General features: G+C 72.1%; 23 protein-coding genes. 7 read left to right on the forward strand and 16 right to left on the reverse strand.

The window, feature by feature from the left end:
- Positions 1 to 20: 20 nt before the first annotated feature.
- The 6 genes from BLU27_RS26985 to BLU27_RS27005 all read right to left on the reverse strand — a co-directional run bounded on the left by BLU27_RS26985 (position 21) and on the right by BLU27_RS27005 (position 5,350).
- Positions 21 to 536, reverse strand: coding sequence for a MarR family winged helix-turn-helix transcriptional regulator (locus tag BLU27_RS26985; RefSeq protein ID WP_092656418.1), 516 nt, complete (start codon positions 534 to 536; stop codon positions 21 to 23).
- Between the two features lie 97 nt (positions 537 to 633).
- Complete coding sequence (locus tag BLU27_RS26990) at positions 634 to 1,707, reverse strand: phosphatase PAP2 family protein (RefSeq protein WP_092656420.1); 1,074 nt, start codon at positions 1,705 to 1,707, stop codon at positions 634 to 636.
- Between the two features lie 405 nt (positions 1,708 to 2,112).
- Entirely contained in the window at positions 2,113 to 2,760 is a 648-nt protein-coding gene (locus BLU27_RS26995) for a PH domain-containing protein (RefSeq protein WP_092656422.1), read from the reverse strand.
- The gene (locus BLU27_RS29660; RefSeq protein WP_172805048.1) at positions 2,757 to 2,924 is read right to left on the reverse strand and encodes a hypothetical protein; all 168 of its coding nucleotides are present in this window, start codon (positions 2,922 to 2,924) and stop codon (positions 2,757 to 2,759) included. The genes BLU27_RS26995 and BLU27_RS29660 overlap by 4 nt, the downstream gene beginning before the upstream one ends.
- Positions 2,925 to 3,089: 165 nt before the next feature.
- Entirely contained in the window at positions 3,090 to 4,163 is a 1,074-nt protein-coding gene (gene meaB / locus BLU27_RS27000) for a methylmalonyl Co-A mutase-associated GTPase MeaB (RefSeq protein ID WP_422386067.1), read from the reverse strand.
- The gene (locus tag BLU27_RS27005) at positions 4,160 to 5,350 is read right to left on the reverse strand and encodes an acetyl-CoA C-acetyltransferase (protein WP_092656423.1); all 1,191 of its coding nucleotides are present in this window, start codon (positions 5,348 to 5,350) and stop codon (positions 4,160 to 4,162) included. The genes meaB and BLU27_RS27005 overlap by 4 nt, the downstream gene beginning before the upstream one ends.
- Before the next feature lie 90 nt (positions 5,351 to 5,440).
- On the opposite strand from BLU27_RS27005, the gene mce reads away from it, so the two are divergent.
- The 3 genes from mce (at position 5,441) to BLU27_RS27020 (ending at position 9,343) form a co-directional block, all read left to right on the forward strand.
- Complete coding sequence (gene mce, locus BLU27_RS27010) at positions 5,441 to 5,959, forward strand: methylmalonyl-CoA epimerase (protein ID WP_092656425.1); 519 nt, start codon at positions 5,441 to 5,443, stop codon at positions 5,957 to 5,959.
- A 389-nt stretch (positions 5,960 to 6,348) separates the two neighbouring features.
- Complete coding sequence (locus BLU27_RS27015; RefSeq protein WP_092656427.1) at positions 6,349 to 7,776, forward strand: DivIVA domain-containing protein; 1,428 nt, start codon at positions 6,349 to 6,351, stop codon at positions 7,774 to 7,776.
- A gap of 169 nt (positions 7,777 to 7,945) precedes the next feature.
- The gene (locus BLU27_RS27020) at positions 7,946 to 9,343 is read left to right on the forward strand and encodes an AI-2E family transporter (protein WP_197681595.1); all 1,398 of its coding nucleotides are present in this window, start codon (positions 7,946 to 7,948) and stop codon (positions 9,341 to 9,343) included.
- A 114-nt stretch (positions 9,344 to 9,457) separates the two neighbouring features.
- Here the strand turns inward: BLU27_RS27020 and BLU27_RS27025 are convergent, their stop codons facing one another.
- The 4 genes from BLU27_RS27025 to BLU27_RS27040 form a co-directional block, all read right to left on the reverse strand.
- Positions 9,458 to 10,243 carry a ThuA domain-containing protein gene (locus BLU27_RS27025; RefSeq protein WP_092656429.1) on the reverse strand — a complete coding sequence of 262 codons (786 nt, stop codon included), beginning with the start codon at positions 10,241 to 10,243 and terminating at the stop codon, positions 9,458 to 9,460.
- Between the two features lie 104 nt (positions 10,244 to 10,347).
- Positions 10,348 to 11,478 carry a Gfo/Idh/MocA family protein gene (locus BLU27_RS27030; protein WP_092656431.1) on the reverse strand — a complete coding sequence of 377 codons (1,131 nt, stop codon included), beginning with the start codon at positions 11,476 to 11,478 and terminating at the stop codon, positions 10,348 to 10,350.
- Positions 11,479 to 11,663: 185 nt separating this feature from the next.
- Positions 11,664 to 12,542 carry an alpha/beta hydrolase gene (locus BLU27_RS27035; RefSeq protein WP_241827666.1) on the reverse strand — a complete coding sequence of 293 codons (879 nt, stop codon included), beginning with the start codon at positions 12,540 to 12,542 and terminating at the stop codon, positions 11,664 to 11,666.
- 76 nt (positions 12,543 to 12,618) lie between these two features.
- Positions 12,619 to 12,915 carry a hypothetical protein gene (locus BLU27_RS27040; protein WP_092656433.1) on the reverse strand — a complete coding sequence of 99 codons (297 nt, stop codon included), beginning with the start codon at positions 12,913 to 12,915 and terminating at the stop codon, positions 12,619 to 12,621.
- A gap of 60 nt (positions 12,916 to 12,975) precedes the next feature.
- Here BLU27_RS27040 and BLU27_RS27045 point away from each other — a divergent pair, with 60 nt between their 5' ends.
- A complete protein-coding gene (locus BLU27_RS27045) occupies positions 12,976 to 13,194 on the forward strand; it encodes an FmdB family zinc ribbon protein (RefSeq protein WP_092656434.1) in 219 nt (72 codons plus the stop codon).
- 22 nt (positions 13,195 to 13,216) lie between these two features.
- Here BLU27_RS27045 and BLU27_RS27050 read toward each other — a convergent pair whose 3' ends face one another.
- The gene (locus tag BLU27_RS27050) at positions 13,217 to 15,262 is read right to left on the reverse strand and encodes a hypothetical protein (RefSeq protein WP_172805049.1); all 2,046 of its coding nucleotides are present in this window, start codon (positions 15,260 to 15,262) and stop codon (positions 13,217 to 13,219) included.
- 431 nt (positions 15,263 to 15,693) lie between these two features.
- Between BLU27_RS27050 and nucS the strand changes: the two genes are divergently transcribed.
- Positions 15,694 to 16,371: an endonuclease NucS gene (gene nucS / locus BLU27_RS27055; protein WP_092656438.1), complete on the forward strand. Its 678-nt coding sequence runs from the start codon at positions 15,694 to 15,696 to the stop codon at positions 16,369 to 16,371.
- Here the strand turns inward: nucS and BLU27_RS27060 are convergent.
- Positions 16,323 to 17,345 carry an AraC family transcriptional regulator gene (locus BLU27_RS27060; RefSeq protein ID WP_241827667.1) on the reverse strand — a complete coding sequence of 341 codons (1,023 nt, stop codon included), beginning with the start codon at positions 17,343 to 17,345 and terminating at the stop codon, positions 16,323 to 16,325. The two genes, nucS and BLU27_RS27060, sit on opposite strands and share 49 nt — an antisense overlap.
- 116 nt (positions 17,346 to 17,461) lie before the next feature.
- Here BLU27_RS27060 and BLU27_RS27065 point away from each other — a divergent pair, with 116 nt between their 5' ends.
- Together BLU27_RS27065 and BLU27_RS27070 are read left to right on the forward strand one after the other, a co-directional pair.
- Positions 17,462 to 18,316 carry a phytanoyl-CoA dioxygenase family protein gene (locus BLU27_RS27065; protein WP_092656441.1) on the forward strand — a complete coding sequence of 285 codons (855 nt, stop codon included), beginning with the start codon at positions 17,462 to 17,464 and terminating at the stop codon, positions 18,314 to 18,316.
- Positions 18,317 to 18,386: 70 nt separating this feature from the next.
- On the forward strand, positions 18,387 to 19,424 hold the full coding sequence (locus tag BLU27_RS27070) for an FAD-dependent oxidoreductase (protein ID WP_092656443.1): 1,038 nt from the start codon (positions 18,387 to 18,389) through the stop codon (positions 19,422 to 19,424).
- Between the two features lie 78 nt (positions 19,425 to 19,502).
- Here BLU27_RS27070 and BLU27_RS27075 read toward each other — a convergent pair whose 3' ends face one another.
- The 4 genes from BLU27_RS27075 to BLU27_RS27090 form a co-directional block, all read right to left on the reverse strand.
- Entirely contained in the window at positions 19,503 to 20,231 is a 729-nt protein-coding gene (locus BLU27_RS27075; protein WP_092656445.1) for a GNAT family N-acetyltransferase, read from the reverse strand.
- A 92-nt stretch (positions 20,232 to 20,323) separates the two neighbouring features.
- Entirely contained in the window at positions 20,324 to 20,593 is a 270-nt protein-coding gene (locus BLU27_RS27080) for a UBP-type zinc finger domain-containing protein (protein WP_092656447.1), read from the reverse strand.
- Positions 20,590 to 22,164 carry a Na+/H+ antiporter gene (locus tag BLU27_RS27085; RefSeq protein WP_092656448.1) on the reverse strand — a complete coding sequence of 525 codons (1,575 nt, stop codon included), beginning with the start codon at positions 22,162 to 22,164 and terminating at the stop codon, positions 20,590 to 20,592. Before BLU27_RS27085 ends, BLU27_RS27080 begins: the two co-directional genes overlap by 4 nt.
- A gap of 184 nt (positions 22,165 to 22,348) precedes the next feature.
- Positions 22,349 to 23,218, reverse strand: a complete 870-nt coding sequence (locus BLU27_RS27090; protein ID WP_197681596.1) for a 3-hydroxyacyl-CoA dehydrogenase family protein — start codon at positions 23,216 to 23,218, stop codon at positions 22,349 to 22,351.
- Positions 23,219 to 23,222: the final 4 nt, after the last annotated feature.

Genomic DNA, 23,222 nt, shown 5'->3' on the forward strand with positions numbered 1-23,222 from the left:
GGTCGGTCCGCTCGACGGGCTCAGGTGAGGAAGTCGCCGGCCTCGCGGCGCACCCGCGTGAGCAGTTCGTGCACCGTGGCCAGGCTCTCGTCGTCGAGCGCGTCGAATCCGAACCTCATCCCTACCAGGTCCTTGGTGGTCGCCTTGACCACCTCGCGCCCCTCGTCGGTCACCTCGGCCAGCACGCCGCGGCCATCCTCCGGATGAGGCGTACGCCGTACCAGTCCGTCGCGTTCGAGCCGCCGCACGATCGAGGTCACCGAGGTGGGGTGCACCTGGAGCCGTTCGCCCATCTTCCCCAGCGGCAGAGCGCCGGTACGGGTGAACGTCAACAACACGAGCGCCTCGTACCTCGCGAAGGTCAGGTCGTAGCGCCGCAGGATCTCGTCCAGCCGGGAGAGCACGATCTGCTGCACCCGCATCAGGGAGGTGACCGCCCGCATCGGCTCGACAGCCGCGTCCGCGCCGAAGTGGTGTGCCCACTGGCGTGCCGCCTCCTGGACGGGGTCGAACGGTAGGGGCCGCCTCTTCGCCATGAAAGCGAACGTAACAGGCGAGCCGCATGTCCCCGGGAACCGGTCCGGACCTGACCCTCCGGCCGGCCCTGTCGAGCCATGGTCGGCCTGGTCGGGCCTAGTCGGGCCGGGCGGTCCTGGAGGTTCCGGCTTCGGCAGGGTCGGTGCGCCCGCCGGACCGATCATCCGGCTGGGCGCCGGTTCGCACGCCGGCTGGGGCGGCGGGCCGCGGGCCCGGCCGGGGATCGCGCCGATCGTCGGAGCGGGAGCCAGAGCGGGAGCCAGAGCGGGAGCCAGAGCGGGAGCCGGACAGACGCGGATCGGTGCTGGTGGTGTGCACCCGCCGTGCGACCGCCTTCGTCGGAGGGACGACCCGCGGCCGGATCAGCCCGACCGCCCACTCGACGGCCACCCAGGTCGGGCCCGCCAACCGGCGTAGCCATCGGCGCACCTCGTTCCAGTGGAGGTCTGCCAGCAACGACACCTGCAGCACCGCGCCGCCGACCATCGTGCCCGCGACCAGGTCGCTGAACCAGTGCGTGTGCCGGTAGACCGAGATCACCGTCATCAGCACCTCGGCCGCCGCGACCAGTCCGATCAGCAGCCATCGCCGGTGCTTGCTGACGTTGCCGTACCGCACCAGCAGCGCCACGACCAGTCCGTACACGAAGATCACGTTGGCGGTGTGGCCGGACGGGAAGAGCACGTTGTCACCGGTGAACAACGCGGGGCCGCCGGTACGCGGACTCTCCCGGCCGCTGGCGAGCTTGATGACGCCGATCGTGAAGTTCAGTCCGAGGGTGGCGCCCACCGCGATGACCAACGGTCGGATGCTGCGGATACGGCGACTGAGGTAGTACGCCACGCCGAACAACAGCGGCAGACAGATGAGCCGCTGGCCGATCCGGTCGACCGCATCTGCGTAGGCGTACTCGTACGGTCCCTTGAACTTCCAGATGTGGGCGACGAACTCGTCCAGCCGGAGCAGGGGTCCGCCGCGCGCCAGGTCGAGCAGGATCGCCACGACGCCGACGAGCAGCAGGGCCGCCAGCACCGGGAAACGCAGAACCGGACGGACGATCTCGTCGGCACGGGACGGAGTGGTGGTGAGCTCGGCGTCCGGGGACTCCTCGCGACTCCGCTGGTCGCGGCGGGACTCGTCTCGGTGCGGCTCGGAGACTCGGCCATACATTGACCAGCCGGCTCCTCTCGGTGCGGGTGGACATCGGCGGTACTGGTGTGATGGCGTGCCGATACCCAGGTGCCAGGTGTCCCTGGTCGGTCAACCTGACGATAGACGAGTGGTGACAGATGGTTGTTCCGACGTGAGTGTCGATCACTGAGCGTTGTCTCATCGTTCATCCACCCGTCGCGATGACCTCGCGAGCATACCCACTACGGCTGGGAGTGGCCGGACTGGTGAGCGCGGCCACGGCGGGCGCAGGAGCGACCACACCGGGCGAAACCGGGCAGAAGTCCGGCGCGAGGCCGTGCCGGCTGAGAGGCGGGCCGGAGAAGGCCGGAACATACCCGAAGAGGGTCGGGGACCCGAAAGGAGCCGGCGCGGCGTTCGGTCGGCGGAACGCCGGCGCGGCCGTCAGCGCGGGAACCGGCGCGCGGTGGGCGGGCCGGGGCGGCGCGGATGGTTGGCGCGGGGCCGGGCGCCAGCCGGTGCCTTCACGATCGTCGAACTCGAACCGTCGCCCTCATCCTCCTTGGCGGTGGCCCGCAGACCGGAACGCTGCAGGAGCCGTTGGATCGTGAGGTCACGCTGGTCGGGTTTGCCGACGAACTTGATGATGCGCAGCCCCTGCTCCTGCGCGGCGTTCTCGAAGATGAAGTGCCCGTATCCGAGGATCCGTCCGACGAACGGCTTGTCCACGGTGATGTCGAGGATCCGCATGATCGGGGTCGTGGCGATCTTCTTGGTCATGACCCCGCTCACCCGGAACACCCGCATGTTGGTGATGACGAATCTGTCCATGTGTTCGATCAGCGCACGTGAACCTGCGTGAGCAAGCAGCGCGAGCGCGGCGATGAACGGCACCCATGCCAGGTTGACGGGGAGGTTGAGCATCGCCCCCAGCAACAGCAGCGCGCCGACACACTCGAGTACCGGAATGATGAAGACCACCCAGTGGTGGCGTACCTCATCGACGACCACCTCGCCCTCGTCGGCGAGAAGGTGCCGCACGATCTTCGGGTCAGCGAAGCTGTGCCTGACCCATCGAACGGGTCCGGTCACGCGAACACGGAACTGAAGAACTGGATGAGGGCCTGAAAGCCCTGTCCAATCAAGGCGCCCGCCCCACGGACGGCGCCAGCAGCGTTATCCGGCCTGGTCACCAGATAGAACGCCAGAAACGCGATCACAAGCCAGGTGACCACTTTCTTAGTACCGGCTGTCACGACCGTACTCCTCCCTCGTCGGGCTCCCCTGCGGCCTTCGCGTGTTGTAGCCCAGCATGAACTCTAAGTGGTTTCGACCGGAAGGCAAATGGGGCACGGCACACTTGTCCACGCCGCGGGCTCAGACGGCCAAAAGGTCTGACCAAACGGGCATCGCGGACGATGTTAGCGAGATCTCGCCGCCGTGGCACCCCCGTTGGGGTCGCCGATCTGTGACGGCTGGTCACCGAGCATCTGGCCGACCAGTTCGTCGGCCGCGCGGTACGGATCGAGATCACCTTCCGCGACCCGGGCTGCCACGGCGTCCAGGCGGTGGTCGCGGGGCAGTCGGTCCAGGCGGGCACGCAGGTCGGCCAGCGCCAGCGCCTCGACCTCCGCGCGGGCCCGCCGGACCCGGCGACGGGCGAGTTCGCCGGTGTTCTCGCCGTCCGTGTGGTGCCGGTGCACCGCGTCCACCACGGCGTCGACGCCCTCACCGGTGGTCGCCACGCTCAACACGATCGGCGGCTTCCAGGCCCCCTCGGGCCAGGTCCCCAGCGCGAGCATGTTGCGCAGATCGCGGCGAACGCGTTCGGCGCCCTCGCGGTCGGCCTTGTTGACGACGTAGACGTCGCCGACCTCCAGCAGTCCCGCCTTGGCGACCTGCACGGCGTCGCCCATACCGGGCGCGAGAAGGACGACGGTGGTGTCGGCGAGCCCGGCGACCTCGACCTCGGACTGGCCCACTCCCACCGTCTCCACCAGGATCACCGCGCAGCCGGCCGCGTCGAGGACGCGAACCGCCTGCGGTGTGGCCCAGGCCAGCCCGCCGAGGTGTCCTCGGGTGGCCATCGAGCGGATGAACACCTCGGGGTCGGTGGCGTGGTCCTGCATCCGGACCCGGTCGCCGAGCAGTGCACCCCCGGAGAAGGGCGACGTCGGGTCGACGGCCAGCACACCCACGCGCAGGCCCTGCCGACGGTAGGCAGCCACCAGGGCGGAGGTGCAGGTCGACTTGCCGACCCCCGGCGCGCCGGTGATACCGACGATCCGGGCCTTCCCGGCGTACGGAGCGAGTGTGGCGGCCACCTCGCGCAGGTCGGGCGAGGCGTCCTCCACCATGGAGATCAGCCGACCGACCGCCCGCGGGTCACCTGCCCGTGCGCGCTCGACCAGATCGGGGACCGAACGCCGGCGCCGGTCGGCCGTGTGATGCCCGGCTGCCCCGCCGGCTTCGGCATCCGGGGCGGGCTCGCTCACCGGGATCCGCCGGCGGCCCGGACGACCAGCGCGTCGCCCTGACCACCACCGCCGCACAGGGCGGCCGCGCCGACCCCGCCGCCACGGCGGTCGAGCTCCAGCGCGAGGTGCAGGACGAGCCGGGCACCCGACATGCCGAGCGGGTGGCCGAGCGCGATCGCTCCGCCGTGCACGTTGACGCGTTCCTCGTCGACGCCGAGTTCGCGCACCGAGTGCACGGCGACGGCCGCGAACGCCTCGTTGATCTCGATCAGGTCCAGGTCGGCGGGGGTGATCCCCTCCTTGGCGCAGGCGGACCGGATCGCCGCGGCCGGCTGGGAGTGCAGCGAGGAGTCCGGCCCGGCCACGGTGCCGTGCGCACCGATCTCGGCGATCCAGCGCAGCCCCAGGCGTTCGGCCACCGCCTTGCCGGCGACGACGACCGCGCACGCGCCGTCGGAGATCGGGGAGGAGGAACCGGCCGTGATCGAACCCTCGGGTGTGAACGCCGGCGAGAGCCCGGCCAGCCGGTCGGCCGTGGTGTCCGGGCGGATGCCCTCGTCGGCGGTGACCACCAGCGGCTCACCCCGACGCTGCGGCACTTCGACCGGGGCGATCTCCGCCTCGAAGATGCCGTCCTTCGCGGCGGCCGCGGCCCGCTGGTGGGAGCGAGCGGCGAAGACGTCCTGCTCCTCCCGGGTCAGCCCCAGCTCGGCGTTGCGCCGGTCGGTCAGTACTCCCATGGGCGCCTCGGTGTAGGCGTCCCACAGCCCGTCGTGCTCCATGGAGTCCACGAGCCGGGCGTTGCCGTACTTCACTCCGGTCCGTGAGCGCGGCAGCACGTGGGGGGCGTTCGTCATCGACTCCATGCCGCCGGCCACCACGATGTCGAACTCGCCGAGCCGGATGAGCTGGTCGGCGAGCGCGATCGCGTCCAGGCCGGACAGGCACACCTTGTTGACCGTGATCGCCGGGACGGTCATCGGGATGCCGGCCTTCACCGCGGCCTGGCGGGCGGTCAGCTGGCCGGCGCCGGCCTGCAGTACGTGGCCCATCACGACGTACTGCACCTGGTCCGGTGATACGCCGGAGCGGTCGAGGGCGGCCTTGATCGCGATCCCGCCGAGGTCCACGGCGGAGAAGTCCCTGAGCGAGCCGAGCAGGCGCCCCATGGGGGTGCGCGCGCCGCTGACGATGACGGTTTCCACGAACCCACCCTACGCGGGCGAGGTCTGCTCGTCCCGGTTCGTCGGCGGGCCTGGGACCGGCCGGGCCGGCGATGGCGGAGGATGGGTGACATGCCCGACGAGACCTCCGCTCCACGGCCGGCCACCCCGCCGGTCCCCCCGTTGTTCGGCTCGATCGACCACGTGGGCGTCGCCGTCCGCGACCTGGACGCGGCGATCTCGTGGTACGAGCAGACGTTCGGAATGCGGCTCGCGCACATCGAGACCAACGAGGAACAGGGCGTGCGCGAGGCGATGCTCGAGGTGGGTACGTCCGGCCCCCAGCTCCAACTGATCGCTCCCCTGCGGGACGACTCCCCCGTGGGCCGCTTCCTCGCCTCCCGCGGCGAGGGCCTTCACCAGGTGGCCTACTCCGTGGACGACCTGGCGGAGGCCGCCGCGACGCTGCGGTCGCGCGGAGTGGAACTTCTGTACGACCAACCGCGGCGGGGCACCGCGGGGACGCGGGTCAACTTCATCCATCCGAAGGCGGCCGGCGGCTTCCTCGTCGAGCTCGTCCAGGCCGCGCCGGAGGGCGCCGAGAGCACGTCGGACTCGCCCGCGGAGACGGACCGGGACACGGACCGGTAGGCAACCCCGTGGCCGGGCCGGGAGTCCGTCCAGGAGGGATCCCGCTCCCAGGCGGGGCGCGCTAGACCGAATCCTTAACAGTTCCGTAGAAATCTGAGAATCCTGGTCACAGGCATCCACGGGGACACTGTCGCGTGCCAAGGTTGTGGAGGTGCCCTGCTCGCGGCGCACCAGGTGCGGTGGAGGGGTTCACCGGACGGGGCTGGACGGAGGTCGTGGCGCGGATCGTGTCGTGCGTTTTTGCGGCCTGTCCAGGTGGCTGACACGCGCGGTCACCGGCTAGGGTTCGTCGCCGCACCGGCCGGCACCAGTCGGTGGTCCCGTCGTAGCGGGTGTCTGCCGGGCCGGGCACCATAGGGGGAGTTCCACCGACGCTGTGAGGAGCGCAGATGTCTGAGCCGGACGAAGGCCTTTCCCTACTGGAGAATGGTCGCAAGGTCGGCACGTTCACCACCGTCCTCCTCGGTTACGACCGGCAGGAAGTCGATGAGGTGGTCGCACAGCTCGACTCCGCCCTCGACGAACGTGACCGGTCCCTCGGTGAGCTCCAACGAGATCTCGCGCTGACCAGGCGTGCCCTCGAGGACGCCGGTGAGCCCACCTGGGCCAAGCTCGGGCGGCGGGCACAGGAGATCCTGCGGCTGTCGGAGGAACAGGCCCTCGACGTGGAGACCCGCGCCGACGACGCGGCGGCCGACATCCGGGCCGAGGCGGAGGCGGAGGCGCGGCGGCTCACCGACGACGCCGAGCGGGCGGCGTCGGAGCTGCGCCGGCGGGTGGCGGAGGAGACGGAGAAGATCCGCAACGCCTCCGACGAGGAGGCCGAGCGCATCATCAAGGCCGCACAGAAGCGGCGCGAGGAGATCCTCCGGCACGCCACCGACAACGCCAACCGCCAGTTGCGTGACCTCGACCACCAGCTCAAGACGCGCCGGCAGGGTGCCGAGCACGAGGTGGCCGCCATGCTCGCGACCGCCGAGCGGGAGGTCACCGAGCTGCGCGGCCGCGCGGACCAGGAGGTGACCGAACTCCGGTCGACCGCCGAGCGGGAGACGAAGGAGCTGCGCACCACCGCCAGGCGGGAGGTCACAGCGCTGCGCGCCACCGCCGAGCGCGAGGTGACCGAGCTGCGCACCACCGCGGCGCGGGAGGTGGCCGAGCTGCGCGCCACCGCCGAGCGCGAGGTGGCCGAGCTCCGAGACACCGCCGAGCGGGAGGTGGCCGAACTTCGGGCCACCGCCGACCAGGAGGTGGCCGAGAAGCGCGCGGCCGTCGAACGCGAGGTCGCCGAGCGCCGCAACGCCGTGGCCGGGGTTCTGGAACAAGCCCAGCGCGAGGCCGCGGCGGTGTACACCGCGGCCACCGCCGATGCGCACCGCAACACCAGCCACGCCGAGCAGTTGCTACGGGACGCCGAGAAGCGCGCGCAGGACAGCGACCAGCGCACCGAGGAACGCCTGCGTGCCGCGAACGACCGGGTGGCCCAGGTGCTGGCCCGCTCCCGCCGCGAGGCCGAGCAGATCCGCAGGGAGGCGCGCGCGGAGGCCGAACGCATCGTGCGGGACGCGCAGGCCCGGGCGCGTGAGGAGACCACGGCGGCCGAACGCCAGATCGCCAACCTCCACCGCCAGCGCGACGAGCTGATCGAGAGCCTCACCCGGCTCAAGGACAACGTCCACCCGATCTCCGGCGCCAACGTCCCCGACCAGCAGCGGCCGGCACCGGTCGGCGCGACCAGTGGGTCGGCCGCGCAGGCGGGGAAGAACTCCCCGGAGAGCAACCGGCCCGGCACCGGCGGGGCCTCCACCGAGTCCTGACGCCCGGAGGCCTGATCTCGGGCCGGTTCGCCGCCGGGCGGTCGGCTGCCGAGGAGTCGCGCCGACCGGGCGCGGCAGGACAGGTGCAAAGCCGGGGCGGTCGTGAGAACCTGCACTGGCGTACGCCGGGCAGGACACACCTGGAGCCCCCGGCATGGTCGGAGGCGACATGGGTGAGCAGAACGCGCCGGGCGGGTCCCGGCCCGGAGCCGGCGACGGCGGTCAGGCGTCCGGGTCCCCAGGGCGTGACCACCCGGCAACGAACGGTGACTCGGCCACGAACGGCGGCCCGGCCTCGACCCCTGGCGCAGCCCCCGAGGCGGGCCGCGACCGTGGCCCGACGCCGGCCGCCTCGACCGCCACCCTGCCCGCCGGCCCGGGCGCCGAAGTCGGCTCCGGGAAGGTCTCCGACCTCGGGGCGCAGCCCGGCGCGGGCGCCTCCGCGCGGCGCCAGGGCGAGCTCGGGCCGGACATCCAGCCGGACGGCGAGGACGACGGAGACGGCAGGGGGGCGAGGTTCGGCCGGCCGGGGCCACGGATCAGCCGGCGTTCACCGTTCTATCTCGGCTTCTTCGGTGCCCTCGGCGCCCTGCTGGCCTGGCAACTGTTCAACCTGCTGGCCTCGGCCAGCAGCGTGATCGTGCTCCTGGTGGTGTCCCTCTATCTCGCCGTCGGGCTCAACCCCGCGGTCGAGTGGTTCGTCCGGCGGCGGATCAGCCGTGGCGTCGCGGTCGCCCTGGTCTTCCTCTGCCTGGTGGTGGTCTTCGCCCTGATCGGCCTGGCGATCGTGCCGGTGGTGACCAAACAGGTCACGCTGTTGATCAACCAGGTACCCGACTGGTTCACCACGCTGCGCAACAACCCCAACCTCCAGTCGCTGGACGACCAGTACCAGGTCACCAAGAAGGTCCAGGACTACATCACCAGCGGCGGGCTGGCCGAGCGGCTGTTCGGCGGCGTGGTGGGAGCCAGCCGGATCGTGGCCAGCACGTTGTTCGGCGCGTTCACGATCCTGGTGCTCACGCTGTACTTCCTCGGCTCGCTGCCGACCACGAAGACCGCCCTCTACAAGCTGGTCCCCCGCTCCCGCCGGGACCGCGTGAGCATGCTCGGCGACGAGATTCTCGCCCGGGTCGGCAGCTACGTCGGCGGGCAGCTGGCGGTGGCGGCGATCGCGGCGTCCGCGTCGTTCGTGTTCTTCATGATCGTGGGGCTGAGCGAGTACGCCCTCGCGCTGGCGATCGTGGTGGCGATCCTCGGCCTGATCCCGTTGATCGGCGGCGCCGTCTCGGCGGTGGTCGCCACCTCGGTCGGCCTGCTCACCGACGTGAAGATCGGGATCGCCTGCATCATCTACTACGTCATCTACCAGCAGATCGAGAACTACCTGATCTACCCACGGATCATGCAGCGCTCGGTGAAGGTGCCCGGCACGGTCATCGTCGTCGCCGCCATGGTCGGCGGCTCGCTGCTGGGCATCGTCGGCGCACTGCTCGCGGTGCCCACCGCGGCCGCCATCCTGCTGCTCATCCGCGAGGTGCTGCACCCCCGGCTCGAGGATGCCTAGCCAGGGCCGTCCAGGCCCGGACTCCGGCGGGGCAGGGCACCCACCGACGCGAAAGCTCCCCGGCATCTCAGTGCTTCGAGATGCCGGGGAGCTTCGTCGTTCACCGCCCGCCGGTCAGGACTGCGCGAGGCGCGGGTCCGCGGTCGGCAGGGTCTCGCCGGACTCGTACCAGCCGGTCGGGCGACGGGACACGAACGGCGTGATCCGCTCGGTACCGCTCGGGGCCGCCCAGGTGACCGCGTTGGCCAGCACCCGCTGGATGTCCGGGTGGTGGTAGACGGGGTACTCCTGGTCGCCGGGGCTGAAGTAGAACACCCGGCCACGGCCGCGGCGGTACGCACAACCGCTGCGGAACACCTCGCCGCCGGAGAACGAGCTGATGAACACCAGCTCGTCCGGCTGCGGGATGTCGAAGTACTCGCCGTACATCTCCTGCGCCGGGATCAGGATGGGGTTGGGCACGCCCACCGCGATCGGGTGGTCGGGCGCGACGGTCCAGACCATCTCCCGGTCGTTCTCGCTGCGCCAGTCCAGCGAGCAGGTGGTGCCCATCAGCTTGCGGAAGATCTTGGAGAAGTGGCCCGAGTGCAGGACCAGGATCCCCATGCCGCCGAGCACCGCCTCGTGCACCCGGTCGACAACCTCGTCGGACACCTCACCGTGGGCGGCGTGGCCCCACCAGGTCAGCACGTCGGTCTGCGCGAGCACCTCGGCGGTCAGCCCGTGCTCGGGCTCCTGCAGGGTGGCGGTGCGGACGACGACGTTCTCACCGAGGTGCTTGGCGATCCCGTCGGCGATCGCGCCGTGCATGCCGTCGGGGTAGATCTCCTTGACCGAGGCGTCCCGCTGCTCGTGGACGTTCTCGCCCCAGACTGTCACCCGGATCGGGGACACGCTCATGTGGTAACTCCCTGTAAGTCGGTTCGGAAAGCTCTGTACGGGCCGGTCCAGACTGGTGGCCTGTGACCCTGGTGTGGTGAGGGCGAACGGGACGGACCCGTCGCTCAGGCCTCCACCACCGGGACCTCGCGGCCCTCCAGCGACGACAGGTAGCACGCGTCGATGATGCGGGCGCGGGCCAGGCCGTCGCGGCCGGCGTGTGCCGACCAGTCTCCGTTACGGATGACGCCGACGAAGTCCCGTACGACCGCACGGTGCCCCTCACCACGGACGACCCGCGGACGGACCTCGGCGGGCGCTCCGGCCACGTCGGTGTAGATACGGAGCGTGTCCTCGGAGGCGTAGTTCTCCACGCCGATCTCGGCGCCGCCGTCGGTGCCGTACAGCGAGACACCGAAGTCGTCGCCGGGCTTGCGGAACGTCGCCCAGCTGGTCTCCAGCTGCAGGACGCCGCCGCCCTCCAGCCGCAGGAACGCGGTGGCGAGGTCTTCCACCTCGTACGCCGACCCCACCGTCTGCTTGGCGGCGTACTGCGAACCGCCGAGCCCACGCGGTCCCAGCTCGGAGAAGGTCGACGCGCTCGCGGACAGCACCCGCGGCTCGCCGAGGAGGTACAGCGCCATGTCGAGCATGTGCACACCGAGGTCGATGAGCGGGCCGCCGCCGGCCATCTCGCGGTTGGTGAACCAGCTGCCCATGCCGGGGATGCCGTTGCGCCGCATCCAGTGCGCCTTGGCGTAGTAGACGCGGCCGAGCTGACCGGCGTCGAGCTGCTGCTTGAGGATCGCGACGTCGCCGCGCTCGCGGTGGTTGAAGCACACCTTGAGGACGCGGTTGGCCTTGGTGGCCGCGTCGACGATGGTCTGCGCCTCCTCACCGGAGCGGGCCAGCGGCTTCTCGCACAGAACGTGCTTGCCGGCCTCGAGGGCGGCGATCGAGATCGGCGCGTGCAGGTGGGTGGGGGTGGCCACGCTCACCGCGTCGATGTCGTCGCGCGCGATCAGGTCCTGCCAGCGCTCGTACAGATAGGGGATCGAGTGCTCCTTGCCGAGCTCGGCGAGGCGGTCGGCCTCGAGCCCGGCAAGGGCGACGACCTCGACGTCTGGCAGGGCTAGGTAGCCCTTGAGGGCGGCCTGCCCGGCGAAGCCGAGGCCGACGACGCCGACGCGAAGGGGACGGGAAGGATCGGGCTGCCCGGCGGCCGGAGGCTGCGCCGGATTCGAATTGGTGCTCATCGCCGCCCAGTTTATGGAGTCGACCTGTATGCCCCGAAGACATGAAGTCGGGGGCAGGTTGGCCAAACCCGGCCAGTCTGCAGGCGGGGTCGAGGGTTGTCCACCATGATCGGGTCCGACTGTGTCAGCACGGCGACGCGCCGGAGCCGCCACGGCGAATCATCGGCGTACGCGCCGCTTCGCGGTCATCCCTCCGACGTCAGGTCGCCGGGTACGGGAACGTCGGCGAAGGCGGCCACGGTCCGGTCCGCGTAGGCGCTGGCGTCGGCGTACTCCATCGGGCCCGTCCAAGTCGTCGGCAACGGCCCTACCTCGGGCGCCACCCGGGCGACGATCTCGTCCAGGATCCGCTCGGCGTCTCCGACCCACAGGTGCTTGCCGCCGTCGATGCCGATCACCTCCGCCTGCGGAACAGCCGCGAACCGCTCGCGTGCCTCCGCCGGCCGCAGGTAGTCGTCGAACTCCGGTACGAGCGCGGTGAGCGGCTTGCCGGAGTCCGCCCACAGCGCGAGGTGCTCGGGCCGGGAGAACCGCAGCGACGGCGACAGCAGGATCGCGCCCTCCACCTCCGGGTCGCAGCCGTGCATCAGAACCAGGTCCGAGCCGAACGACCACCCCACCAGCCAGATCCTGGGCAGGTCGGCGAACTCGGCGTACTCCAGCGCGGCCGCCACGTCGAACCGCTCGGCGCTCCCGCCGTCGAACTCCCCCTCGCTCACGCCCTGGACGCTGCGGGTGCCGCGGGTGTTGAACCGCACGACCGCGAGCCCGGCCAGTGCGGGCAGCCGGTAGGCGGCCTTGCGATAGATGTGACTGTCCATCATTCCGCCGTGGGTCGGCAGCGGGTGGACGCAGACCAGCGTCGCGGTCGGTGCGCGGTCCAGCGGCTGTGCGACCTCGCCGACCAGGGTCAGCCCGTCGGCGGTTTCCAGGGCGAGGGGGGTACGCCTGGCCGGGAGGACGCTGTTGGCCCGGATCGGCCGGGCAGTGCCCTCAGCCTGGTCGGCGCTCTGGGCGGAGCCCTGGCCGGCGGTCTCGGCGGGGGTTTCGGCGGAACTGGTCACCCCCCGATTGTCGTCTCCGGGCCAGGACGGGTTTCACGCTGGGGCGCCCGGGGTGGGGTGCCGGGAGGCGAGTGGCTCAGCGGCGCCGTCGCCGGTCGCGGGCCCGCCAGCAGCCGTTGTGCCAGTGCCGGCGTTCGTCCAGGCCGGTGCCGACGAACGACGCAGGGTCGACCGGCCACGCCACCACGTGCGGCGTGGCGGGCGGGATCAACTGGTCGCAACCGGGACAGCGGTACGGCTTCGTGCTGGTCGAGCCGGTGAGCTTGCGAACCACCCAATCGCCGTCGGGCCACTCCTCCACCTGCTGGTGACCGCCGAACAGCGGCCGCTGCGGGGGCTCGGGGCGACGGGGGCGCGGGCGGCGGCGGGGCACGGTCCAATTGTCACCTGCTCACCCGTGCCGCCGACTCGCCCGGTCGCCTACCCTGGTCGCGTGCCGCGATACGAGTACCGCTGCCGCACCTGCGGCGACACGTTCGAGCGGGCCCTGCCGATGAGCGAGTCGGGCTCGCCCACCCCCTGCCCCCAGGGCCACGGGGACACCGTGAAGTTGCTGTCCACCGTCGCTCTCGCCGGCCGCGCCGGCACCGGCCCGGTGGTCGCGCCACCGAGCGGGGGCGGCTGCTGCGGCGGCGCCTGCGGTTGCCGCTGACCCGGCCCGGGTGCGGAGAGTTCTAGTACAGCCCGTACGCCCGGATCGAGGTCATCGTCAGCTCGTTGCCCTGGTCGTCCTCGGCCTTCGTCCGGATCGAGACGAAGCGGCCGGGCAGGTTCGGGTGGTTCACCCGTGCCGACCAGCGGCCGGGTGCGCCGGGAGTCGTCTTCACGCGCGTCCAGGTGTGCCCGTCGTCGTACGACAACCACAGCAGCGTCCGGGTCACCGTGCTGGTCGCGTCGGGGCTCGTCGTCAGCAGGTTCAGCGTGAACGGCTGCCCCGCGCGCGCCCGCCCGAGCAGGTCGAACGTCCCGGCCGCCACCGTGTTCAGCAGCGGGACGGGGGCGCCGTAACCCGCCGGCGCGGCCGAGGTGAACTCCCAGTGGCCGGTCACCGTCGTGGCGTACCTCGACCACGGCACGTGCTGCCCGGCTCGAAGGTCCAGGGTGTAGGGCGCGCCCGCCTTCGGCTGGACACCCGCGTTCAGGACGAACGGGTCGGTCGACCTGGCCACCACGGCGCCCGAGCGGCGCAGCGTGCTGGTGGCGGTGATGCCGGTCGGGTCGTTGACGATGAGCGTCCCGTCGCGCAGGGACGGTGACAGCGGCTTCGTCGAGAGGTTCATCACGCCGTCGCCCTGCCGGAAGCCCTGCGCCTGCGGCCGGAACGCCGCAGGACTGAACGTGTGCCGGACCCGCTGGCCAGGCGCGTAGCGCAGCGGGTCGCAGACCTCGCTGTACCAGACCTGGGTGGGCGCACTCCGCATGTCGAAGTTGTCCGACCACGCCAGCGACCGGCCGGCGTACTGCGGGGTGAACAGGTGCGTCCGCCGGGCGGGCAGCGGCACGTCGAAGTACCAGCCCAGCCCCATCATGGAGTCGCCGGGGAGCTGCGCCTCGCGGAACCACACGCCGTCGATGTCCAGCCCGCTTCCCGGGGCCGCGAACGCCGCGTCGTAGCGGGTCAGGGCAGCGTCGTGCACGACGTACGTTGGGTTCGCCGGCACACTGCCCTGCTGCCCGAGGAGCAGGTCGTAGGTGACCGAGCCGGCCGCCAGGGAACGGAACACGGTGAACTGGTACGTCCGGCCGGTGACCGTCCCGGTGGCCCGCGCGTAGAGCTGGTTGGGCGCGTTGCCCTGCAGGGTCAGCAGCGTGGTGAACGGTTCGCCGCCGACGGTTTCCACCAGGCCGAAGGTCGTCACGCCCGTCGTCGGGGAGGCCGCGTCGACCCGGGTGGTGATCAGGTGTGCCTGCCGCGCGTCCAGCGTCACCGTGGTGTTGGCGTGCACGGTGATCCGCGGGGCCGACAGCAGCGTGTAGCTGGTCGGCGAGGAACCCTGGTCGGTGGAGACGATCCCGCTGAACGTGTAGGTGCCGGCCGTCAGCTGCGCGACCAGGCCGGTCGGTCCTCCGGTCAGGTCGGCCATCTCGCCGGTGTCCAGGTCGGCGACCACGGTGGGCGAGGGCTGCAGCCGGCCCGGGTCGGTGACGAGCCTGCCCGCGCGGTCGATCACCCGGAGGGTGAGGGTGTAGGTCGCGGGGTCCACCTGCGCGGCACGGAGCTCCTCACCCTTCGCGGTGGCGCCGGCCGCCGACGGGTCCAACCAGATGTGGCTCGGCGTACTGGCGAGCCAGCGCCAGGTCCTACCGGCCGCGGCCTTGGGTTCGGCGACGGCGAGCCCGCTCAGGGTCGGCACGGCACGGCCGGGTCGCAGGGCGGGCGGGAGCCACGAGTGCGCCGAGGAAGCGGCTGAGGCCGAGGTGGCCGAGGCCGAGGTGGCCGAGGTGGAGGCCGTCGGCCGGGCGACGACGAGCGGGACCTGGCCGGCCTTCTCGTCGCCGTAACCGGCGCGCACGAGCCCGGCGACCTCGAACAACCGCGGATCGAGCCGTCCGCTCGCCACCAGAGGGGCGGCGTCGGCCGGGACGACGCTCAGCTCGCGCCCGTGCCGCCGGATGCCGAACGTCGTTCCGCCGCGGCCCGGCCCGGGGATCGGTGTGGCGGTGGAGGCGCCGTCGGGGCCGGTGGTGAGGCGTACCCGGTCGCCGGTCACGAGAGTCACCGTGGCGAGCTTCGCCTGCTGCGCGCCTCGCCCGGCCCCGGGTCGGTCCGCGCGGCCGGCGCGGTCCGGCCCGGTGAGCGTGGTGTGCCCGGATGGTGCCACGGATGACCCGGACGGAGCTGCCGCCCACGCGCCGGCTGTAGCCAGTGTCGTCAGAACGACCGTGGTCAGGGCAGGCAGAACCGTTCGCAGGCGACGCATCGATACACCCCCGTGTCAGCGCCGCGCGCGGCAACCGGTGCGGCGATGCCGGAAGCATTCCACCCAAAGCCGGCGGCAATGCGTTATTGCGTACGCGTCTCGCAATCGGCGACCCGACCGCAACCCGGTTCCCGTACGGACGCCGCTGTGCGGCCGCCCGCGGCACACCAGCGCACACACCCGGAGCAGCCGACGGGCCGGCCACCGGACATGCCCTAGGGTGAGGCGTCGTGCGCCTCGTCATCGCCTCGTGCCAGGTCGACTACCTCGGCCGGCTCACCGCCCACCTGCCCCGCGCGAACCGCCTCATCCTCGTCAAGGCCGACGGTTCGGTGTCGATCCACAACGACGACCGGGCGTACAAGCCGCTCAACTGGATGAGCCCCCCGTGCAAGCTCGTCGAGCAGCCGGCCACCGAGTCCGACCCGGCGCGGTGGACGGTCACCGGGAAGGACGGCGGCCAACTGGTGATCACGCTGGACGAGGTGCTGCACGACTCCAGCCACGAACTCGGCGCCGATCCCGGGCTGCGAAAGGACGGCGTGGAGGCGCACCTGCAGGAGCTCCTCGCCGAGCACCCCTCCACGCTCGGGGAAGGTCTGACGCTGGTGCGGCGGGAGTACCCCACCGCGATCGGCCCGGTCGACCTGCTCTGCCGTGACGCGGGCGGTGCGGCGATCGCCGTCGAGGTCAAGCGGCGCGGCGAGATCGACGGCGTCGAGCAGCTCACCCGCTACCTCGAACTCCTCAATCGCGACCCGCTGCTCGCGCCTGTCCGCGGAGTGTTCGCCGCGCAGGAGATCAAGCCGCAGGCCCGGGTGCTGGCCGGTGACCGGGGCATCGAGTGCGTGACGGTCGACTACGACGTACTCCGCGGGCTGGACGACCCGACCGCACGGCTGTTCTGACGGTAACCGCCCGGCGGCACCCCGAACCGCTCCCGGAACACCCGGCTGAAGTGGAACGCGCTGACGAACCCCGACGCGGCGGCCACACTGCCCACCGGCAGGTCCGTCGCCTCCAGCAGCCGCGCCGCGTGCCGCATCCGCGCGTCCCGCAGCGCCTGCATCGGCGTACGCCCTGTCTGCGCGGAGAACAGGTGCGCCAGCCGCGACGGTGACAACGCGACCCGTGCGGCCAGCGACGCGACGGTGTGCGGCGCGGCCGGGTCGGCGACGAGCAGCGCTTCGACCCGGCGTACCCGCGGGTCGACGGTCTCCCCCGACCGCGGTCCGGCGGGGGGTCCGGCGCCCGCCGCTGACCTGGGGCCGGCCGCCGCCACCGCCGCGGTCGTGAGCACCAGCACCTCCTCCACGCCACCGAGGGCGAGCTCGCGGGCCGCCACTCCGGTCGCCGCGGCGGGTACGACGTCGCGGTGACTCGGGCTCACCGGCTCCGGCGACGGGCCCTCGCCCGACCACCGGGCATCGGCGTGCAACCGCCGGAACGCCGACTCCACCCGGCCGCGGACGTACTCCGGCACCTCCGGTACGCGGTAGAGCCGCTCGCCCACCCGGTAGGGCGCCAGCCAGCCGTGCCAACCGGGGCGGGCCGGACAGTGCACCCACCAGAACGACCAGCCCGGCGCACCCGGCGCCACCGTGTAGTCGTGCGCGAGCTCCGGACCGAGGGCCACCAGGTCTCCGGGTTCGGCGCGGACGGTCACCCCACCCTGCCGGAACCGCCCGCCGCCGGCGAGCGTCCAGGCGAACAGCCAGCTCGGCGCACCCCGCGCCCGATGGACGGCGTACCCGCCACCAACGTCGAAACGGGCCGCCACCACCAGCTCCGCCGGAGGCGCCGGCGTCCCCTCGACGTCCCCGTCCCCCGTGGGACCGGCAGCAGGGCCGGCAGCAGGATCGGGCAGGTCGGCAGCGGTCACGGGCATCCCCACCCGCCGGGTGGCGCCGTACCGTCAGGAGTCACAGGCAGTTCCATCAGGTACGACCGTACTCACGGCCGACCTGAGCCGGAACCGAGTCGAGGAGGCTCTCCACCATGACGGACGTCCGCACCAGCGCTCCCGCCGCGCCCACGCGCGAGCGAGAAGGTGTTCCCGTCGCCGCCGCGGCCCGGCAGTTCGCCGAGGACGGCTTCACCATCATCCGGTCGCTGTTCTCCCCCGAGGAGATCGCCGAGATCCAGGACGAGTTCACCGCGCTGCACGCGCGCGGCCCCGTGCCCGGCCACTTCGAGCCGCGGCCCAACCCGCCCGGTGAGCCGACGGACGTGCTGCGCGAGTACCCCCGGGTGATGCACCCGCACAAGATCAGTGCCGTCGCCAGGCAGTACCTCCTCGACGCGCGCCTGCGGGTGATCCTCAGCTACCTGCTCGACGAGGAGCCGCTGGCCGCGCAGAGCATGTTCTACTTCAAGCCGCCGGGCGCGCGCGGACAGGCGCTCCACCAGGACAACTTCTACCTGCGCGTCGAGCCGGGCACCTGTGTGGCGGCATGGGTCGCCTGCGACGTGATCGACCGGGACAACGGCGGGCTCGAGGTCGTACCCGGCACTCACCGGATGGACGTGTTCTGCCCCGAGGACGCCGACCCCGAGGTGTCGTTCACCAAGGAGTACGTCCCGCCGCCGCCCGGCCTCGCCGCCGTGCCCGTCGACCTGCAGCCCGGCGACGTGCTGTTCTTCAACGGCAGCCTGGTGCACGGTTCGGGACCGAACACCACCACCGACCGGTTCCGGCGTTCGTTCATCTGCCACTACGTCGGCCGGGACTCCTGCGAGCGGATCTCGCCGTGGTACGCCACGCTCACCATGGACGGCGACCCGGTGGAGCTGCCGGAGAGCCTCGGCGGCGGCCCCTGCGGCACAGAGACCGACACCGCCGGCCCGCACTAGCCGGCCCGGACAGGGGCAGCCGGGACCAAGCCACTTCGCAACCTGTCCCTGCTCCGGCATCATCGGTGACATGGCGACCGGCCCAGAACAGGTGACCGAGCAGGCGACCGAGTCAGGCAGCGCGCAGGTGACCGAGCCGCTGCCGGCCACCACCGCCTCGAGCGCACGGCGGCGGGTGCTGGTGGTCGGCGCCGGAGTGGTCGGGCTGACCTGTGCGGTGGCGCTGGCCGAGGACGGGTTCGAGGTCAACGTCGTGGCGCGCGACCTTCCGCCGGAGACGACGTCCGCGGTGGCCGCCGCGCTGTGGTTCCCCTACCGCGCGCTCCCCCAGGACCGGGTGACGGCCTGGGCCGCCGCGTCGTACGACAGGTTCACCCGGCTGGCACGCGAGGAGGAGTCGGCCGGGGTCGACCTGGTTCCCGGCGCCGAACTCGTCCGTACGACGAGCAGCGAACCCTGGTGGGCCGCGGCGGTGCCGGGCCTGCGCCCGCTGAGCGAGCCGCCCGACGGGTACGCCGGCGGCTGGGAGTTCGAAGCGCCCGTGGTGGACACCGGCATCTACCTGCCCTGGCTGGTCGCCCGGCTGACCGCGCTCGGCGGCACGCTCACCCGGCAGGCGCTGCCCGCCCTCCCCGACAACGCCCCGATCCTGGTCAACTGCACCGGGCTGGCCGCCCGCGCGCTCGCCCGGGACCGCTCGGTGACGCCGGTTCGCGGTCAGCTCGTCGTCCTGGACCAGGTCGGGGTCACCCGCTGGTGGGCCGACGACACCGATCCCGGCCGCCCGCTGTACGTCGTACCCCGGCGCCGTTCGGTGGTCGTCGGCGGCACCGCCGAACCCGGCGACTGGGACACCCGGCCCCGGCCGGAGACCACCCGGGACCTGCTCGCGGCCGCGGCGCGGCTGGAGCCCGCGCTGGCCCGTGCGCGGGTGCTCCGCGAACGCGTGGGGCTGCGGCCGGCCCGACCGGCCGTGCGGGTCGAAGCCCAGGCGAGCGAGCCCGGTCGGCTGGTGGTGCACTGCTACGGCCACGGCGGCTCCGGCGTCACCGTGTCCTGGGGCTGCGCGGCCGAGGTCGTCGGGCTGGTCCGCGCCCACGTCGGCTGACCCGCTCGGCCACTCGCCCGTCGCGGCCTCCGTCGCGGCGGTCGGCCACGGCTCGATCCCGCGCCCCTACTTACTCCTCTACTCGTCCGGGCGCAGCAGGACGTGGGTGTCCACCGGACGGAACCCGATCCGGCCGTACATCCGGTGCCGGTGCGGCTCGGCGCTGAGCCACACCGCGCGCGGACGCAGGCCGAGGGCGTACCTCGCCGCGGCCGCCGAGATCGCCGAGCCGATGCCGCGGTCACGCCACTCGGGCAGGACGCCGACCGCCGAGATGTACGCCGTACCGGCCACCTCCCGGACCTGGGCACAGGCGACGGCCACACCGTCGACCCGGCCGACCAGGAGGTGGTAGGTGGGCGAGGCGAGGACGCCGGGCGTCACCAGCGGGCCGAGCCCCGCTCCGTAGACACCGAGGAACTCCTCCGCGCTGTCCGGCGCGCCGACGGTGAGGCCGGCGACCGGCACGGCCGCCGCGAGCCGGGCGACGCTGCCCAGGACCAGGACGGGAAGCTCCAGCCACGACCGGAACCCGCGCCGGGTGAACTCGGGTTGGCCGGCGTACCTCGCGCGGGTGGTCACCACCCACTGCCCGCGGGTCATCGCATGCGCGTCCAGCCACTCGATCGCCTGGTCCAGCGCGGACGCCGACGGCGGCCCCATCGCCTTGGCCTGGGTCGCCCACGGCTGGTCGATCGGGTAGCTCACGCAGGCGATGCCGGCCACCACGGCGCTCGCGCCGCTGTCGGCGGGAACGTCCGCCAGCGCGGCCTCGGCCCGGGCCAGCAGGTCGGAGAGGTCGGTCATCGCCGGACCTGCTCGAGGCTTGATCGTACGGGTGCCACGCCGTCACCCTAACGATCACGTACGCCGAGGTCCTCCTGGTTTACCGGTGGAGGTCAGCCGATCCGCTGGTCCACGTAGCACCAGCGCCAGCCCTCGCCGCGCTCGAACGAGCGGATCACCGGGTGGCCGGTCTCGCGGTGGTGCGCGGTCGCGTGCTTCCACTGGGAGGAGTCGCAGCAGCCGACGTGGCCGCAGGTCAGGCACAACCGCAGATGCACCCAGTCGTCGGTGCCCTGCGCCAGGCACTCCTCGCAGCCCTGCGGCGTCTTCGGGGTCACGTCGTCGGTCGCCTGTGCGAGGTGCGTACAGGCCGGGCTGGTCATGAGTCGTCGTCCTCCTGTCGGCCGCGGGCCATCATCAGCTGTTCCAGGTCCAGCTCGCGCTCCACCTGGCGCAGCACCTCCTCCGGGATCCGCTTCTCGTCCCGGGCCTTAACGAAGACGCCGCGCTCGGCGTCCAGCATTCCCAGCCGCAGCCGGCGCATGGTCTCGGTGGGGGGTTCGCGGTCGGGGTTGCCGAGGCGTTCCCACACCTGGTTGGCGCGGATCTCGGCCGACTCGCGCAGCCGGTCGACGACGTAGTCGGGCGCGTCGCCGCGGTCGTCGTCCAGCCTGGCCAGGGCGGCGCGCATGGCGTCCTGGCGTACTTCCGCCTCGGCCAGCAGGTCCTTGCGCGGATCGTCCCGGCCGACACCCACGAGGCGGACCACCGCAGGCAGCGTCAGCCCCTGCGCGACCAGCGTCACCAGGATGACGACGAACGCGATGAACACCAGCAGTGCGCGTCCGGGGAACCGCAGCGGGAGGCTGAGCGCCGCCGCCAGCGTCACCACTCCGCGCATACCGGCCCAGGAGACCACCACGACGTTCGGCCACGGCGGATAGGCATGATGTGCCCGGTCCAGGCGCAGCATCGGAGGAAGGTACGCGCCGGGGAAAACCCACACGAACCTCCCGACCACGACGGTGGCGACCACGGCCACGGTCGCCGCGGTCACCAGTTGCCAACCCGACGCCAGGGCGTCCACCACCGACCGCATCTGCAGCCCGACGAGGAGGAACAGCGTCCCTTCGAGCAGGAACTGCGTCACCTTCCACACCGCGTCGATCTGCACCCGTGCCGCCGGGTCGAACATGCGGTCTCGGCGGTGTCCGAGGTAGAGGCCGCAGGTCACCACCGCGACGATGCCGGAGGCGCCGATGTAGTTCGCGGGTACGAAGGCCACGAACGGCGTGAGCAGGGAGATCGTGTTGTCCAGCAGCGCGTCCCGGGTGCGCTGGTGCAACCACATGGCGAGCATGGCGACCACGCCGCCGATCGCCAGCCCGCCGAACACGGAAAGGCTGAGCTGGCCGACGGCGCCGAGCCAGGTCACCGTCGTACCGAGGGCGGCCGACACCGCCACCCGCAGCGCCACCAGCGCGGTGGCGTCGTTGACCAGGCTCTCCCCCTCCAGGATCGTCACCACCTGGCGGGGAAGGTGCAGGCGGCGGGCGATCGCGCTGGCGGCCACCGCGTCCGGCGGCGCCACCACGGCCCCCAGCGCGAACGTCGCCGCCAGCGGGATCGACGGCACGACGGCGTGCAGGACCAGGCCGACGATCGCGGCGATGAACAGCACGTGCCCGAACGCCAGCAGCACGATCGGGCTCAGGTTGCTGCGGAACGCCGGCAGGGAGGTGCGGATCGCCCCGATGTAGAGCAGCAGCGGCAGGATGCCTTCGAGAACGAGCTCCGGCTCGAGGTGGATTTCGGGACCGATCGGGATGAACGAGAACGCAACGCCCGCCACGACCAGGAGGATCGGGGCGAGCAGACCGGTTCGGCGGGCCAGCCCGGAGACCAGCCCGACCACCGCCAGCAACAGAACTACGTCGAGCAGGCTCTCACGCACGTCACGAGACTAGCCGGGGTTACAAAACCAGCCCCGGCTGCCGCGACCTGCGCTTCCGCACGCCCGGAGGGCGCAGGCGCGCGGGTCTTCCGCGCCCGGCCGGCCAGGCGGAGGAGGAGGCACGTAGCGGTGTTCTACGTGCGACGACGACAACGCAGCCAGGCAGGATGCGGAGGCCCGCGGGTCAGGGCTGGTCGTAGTCGTAGAACCCGCGCCCGGACTTGCGGCCGAGCTCGCCGGCCTCGACCATCCGGGTCAGCAACTCCGGGGGGAAGAACTTCGGGTCGGCCGTCTCGTCCCAGATGTTGCGGGTGGCGTGCCGCAGGACGTCGACGCCGGTCAGGTCGGTGGTGGCCAGCGGGCCCATCGCGTGCCCGAAGCCAAGCTTGCAGGCGGTGTCGATGTCCTCGGCGGTGGCCACGCCGTCCTCCACCAGGCGTACCGCCTCCACCACCAGGGCGGAGATCAGCCGGGTGGTCACGAAGCCCGCGATGTCGCGGTTGACCACGACGCAGGTCTTGCCCACGGACTCGGCGAACTCCCGGGCGCGCTCCAGCGTCGCGTCGGAGGTGCGGTGACCGCGTACCAGCTCACACAGCCCCATCATCGGCACCGGCGAGAAGAAGTGCGTTCCTACCACCGCCTCCGGGCGGTTGGTGGCGGCGGCGATGCGGGTGATCGGGATCGCGGAGGTGTTGGTGGCCAGGACCGTGCCGTCGGGGCAGATCCGGTCCAGCTCGGCGAACACCTCGCGCTTGACGTCGAGGCGTTCGAACACCGCCTCCACCACGATGCCGGCCTTGGCGACCGCGCCCAGGTCGGTGGTCGTGGTGATCCGCCCCAGGGTCGCCTCGACGGCGTCCTCGGGGAGCTTGCCCTTGCGCGCGAACGTCTCCAGCGACCGCCGGATGCCGGCCGTCCCGCGTTCGAGCGCGTCGTCGGTGACGTCGCGGAGGATGACCTGCCAGCCCGCCGTGGCCGCCACCTGCGCAATCCCGGATCCCATCAATCCGGAACCTACGACCGCCACCGTGCGACTAATGAGTTCCGTCATGCAG

Source organism: Actinopolymorpha singaporensis (assembly GCF_900104745.1).
Lineage (GTDB): Bacteria > Actinomycetota > Actinomycetes > Propionibacteriales > Actinopolymorphaceae > Actinopolymorpha > Actinopolymorpha singaporensis.

What these genes read in the sequence shown, in the direction of transcription:
- BLU27_RS26985 (WP_092656418.1), bottom strand. Translation starts at nt 536, where the DNA reads ATGGCGAAGAGGCGGCCCCTACCGTTCGACCCCGTCCAGGAGGCGGCA.
- BLU27_RS27090 (WP_197681596.1), bottom strand. Translation starts at nt 23,218, where the DNA reads ATGACGGAACTCATTAGTCGCACGGTGGCGGTCGTAGGTTCCGGATTG.
- BLU27_RS26990 (WP_092656420.1), bottom strand. Translation starts at nt 1,707, where the DNA reads ATGTATGGCCGAGTCTCCGAGCCGCACCGAGACGAGTCCCGCCGCGAC.
- BLU27_RS27015 (WP_092656427.1), top strand. Translation starts at nt 6,349, where the DNA reads ATGTCTGAGCCGGACGAAGGCCTTTCCCTACTGGAGAATGGTCGCAAG.
- mce (WP_092656425.1), top strand. Translation starts at nt 5,441, where the DNA reads ATGCCCGACGAGACCTCCGCTCCACGGCCGGCCACCCCGCCGGTCCCC.
- BLU27_RS27080 (WP_092656447.1), bottom strand. Translation starts at nt 20,593, where the DNA reads ATGACCAGCCCGGCCTGTACGCACCTCGCACAGGCGACCGACGACGTG.
- BLU27_RS27025 (WP_092656429.1), bottom strand. Translation starts at nt 10,243, where the DNA reads ATGAGCGTGTCCCCGATCCGGGTGACAGTCTGGGGCGAGAACGTCCAC.
- BLU27_RS27070 (WP_092656443.1), top strand. Translation starts at nt 18,387, where the DNA reads ATGGCGACCGGCCCAGAACAGGTGACCGAGCAGGCGACCGAGTCAGGC.
- BLU27_RS27075 (WP_092656445.1), bottom strand. Translation starts at nt 20,231, where the DNA reads ATGACCGACCTCTCCGACCTGCTGGCCCGGGCCGAGGCCGCGCTGGCG.
- BLU27_RS27065 (WP_092656441.1), top strand. Translation starts at nt 17,462, where the DNA reads ATGACGGACGTCCGCACCAGCGCTCCCGCCGCGCCCACGCGCGAGCGA.
- BLU27_RS27020 (WP_197681595.1), top strand. Translation starts at nt 7,946, where the DNA reads ATGGGTGAGCAGAACGCGCCGGGCGGGTCCCGGCCCGGAGCCGGCGAC.
- BLU27_RS27030 (WP_092656431.1), bottom strand. Translation starts at nt 11,478, where the DNA reads ATGAGCACCAATTCGAATCCGGCGCAGCCTCCGGCCGCCGGGCAGCCC.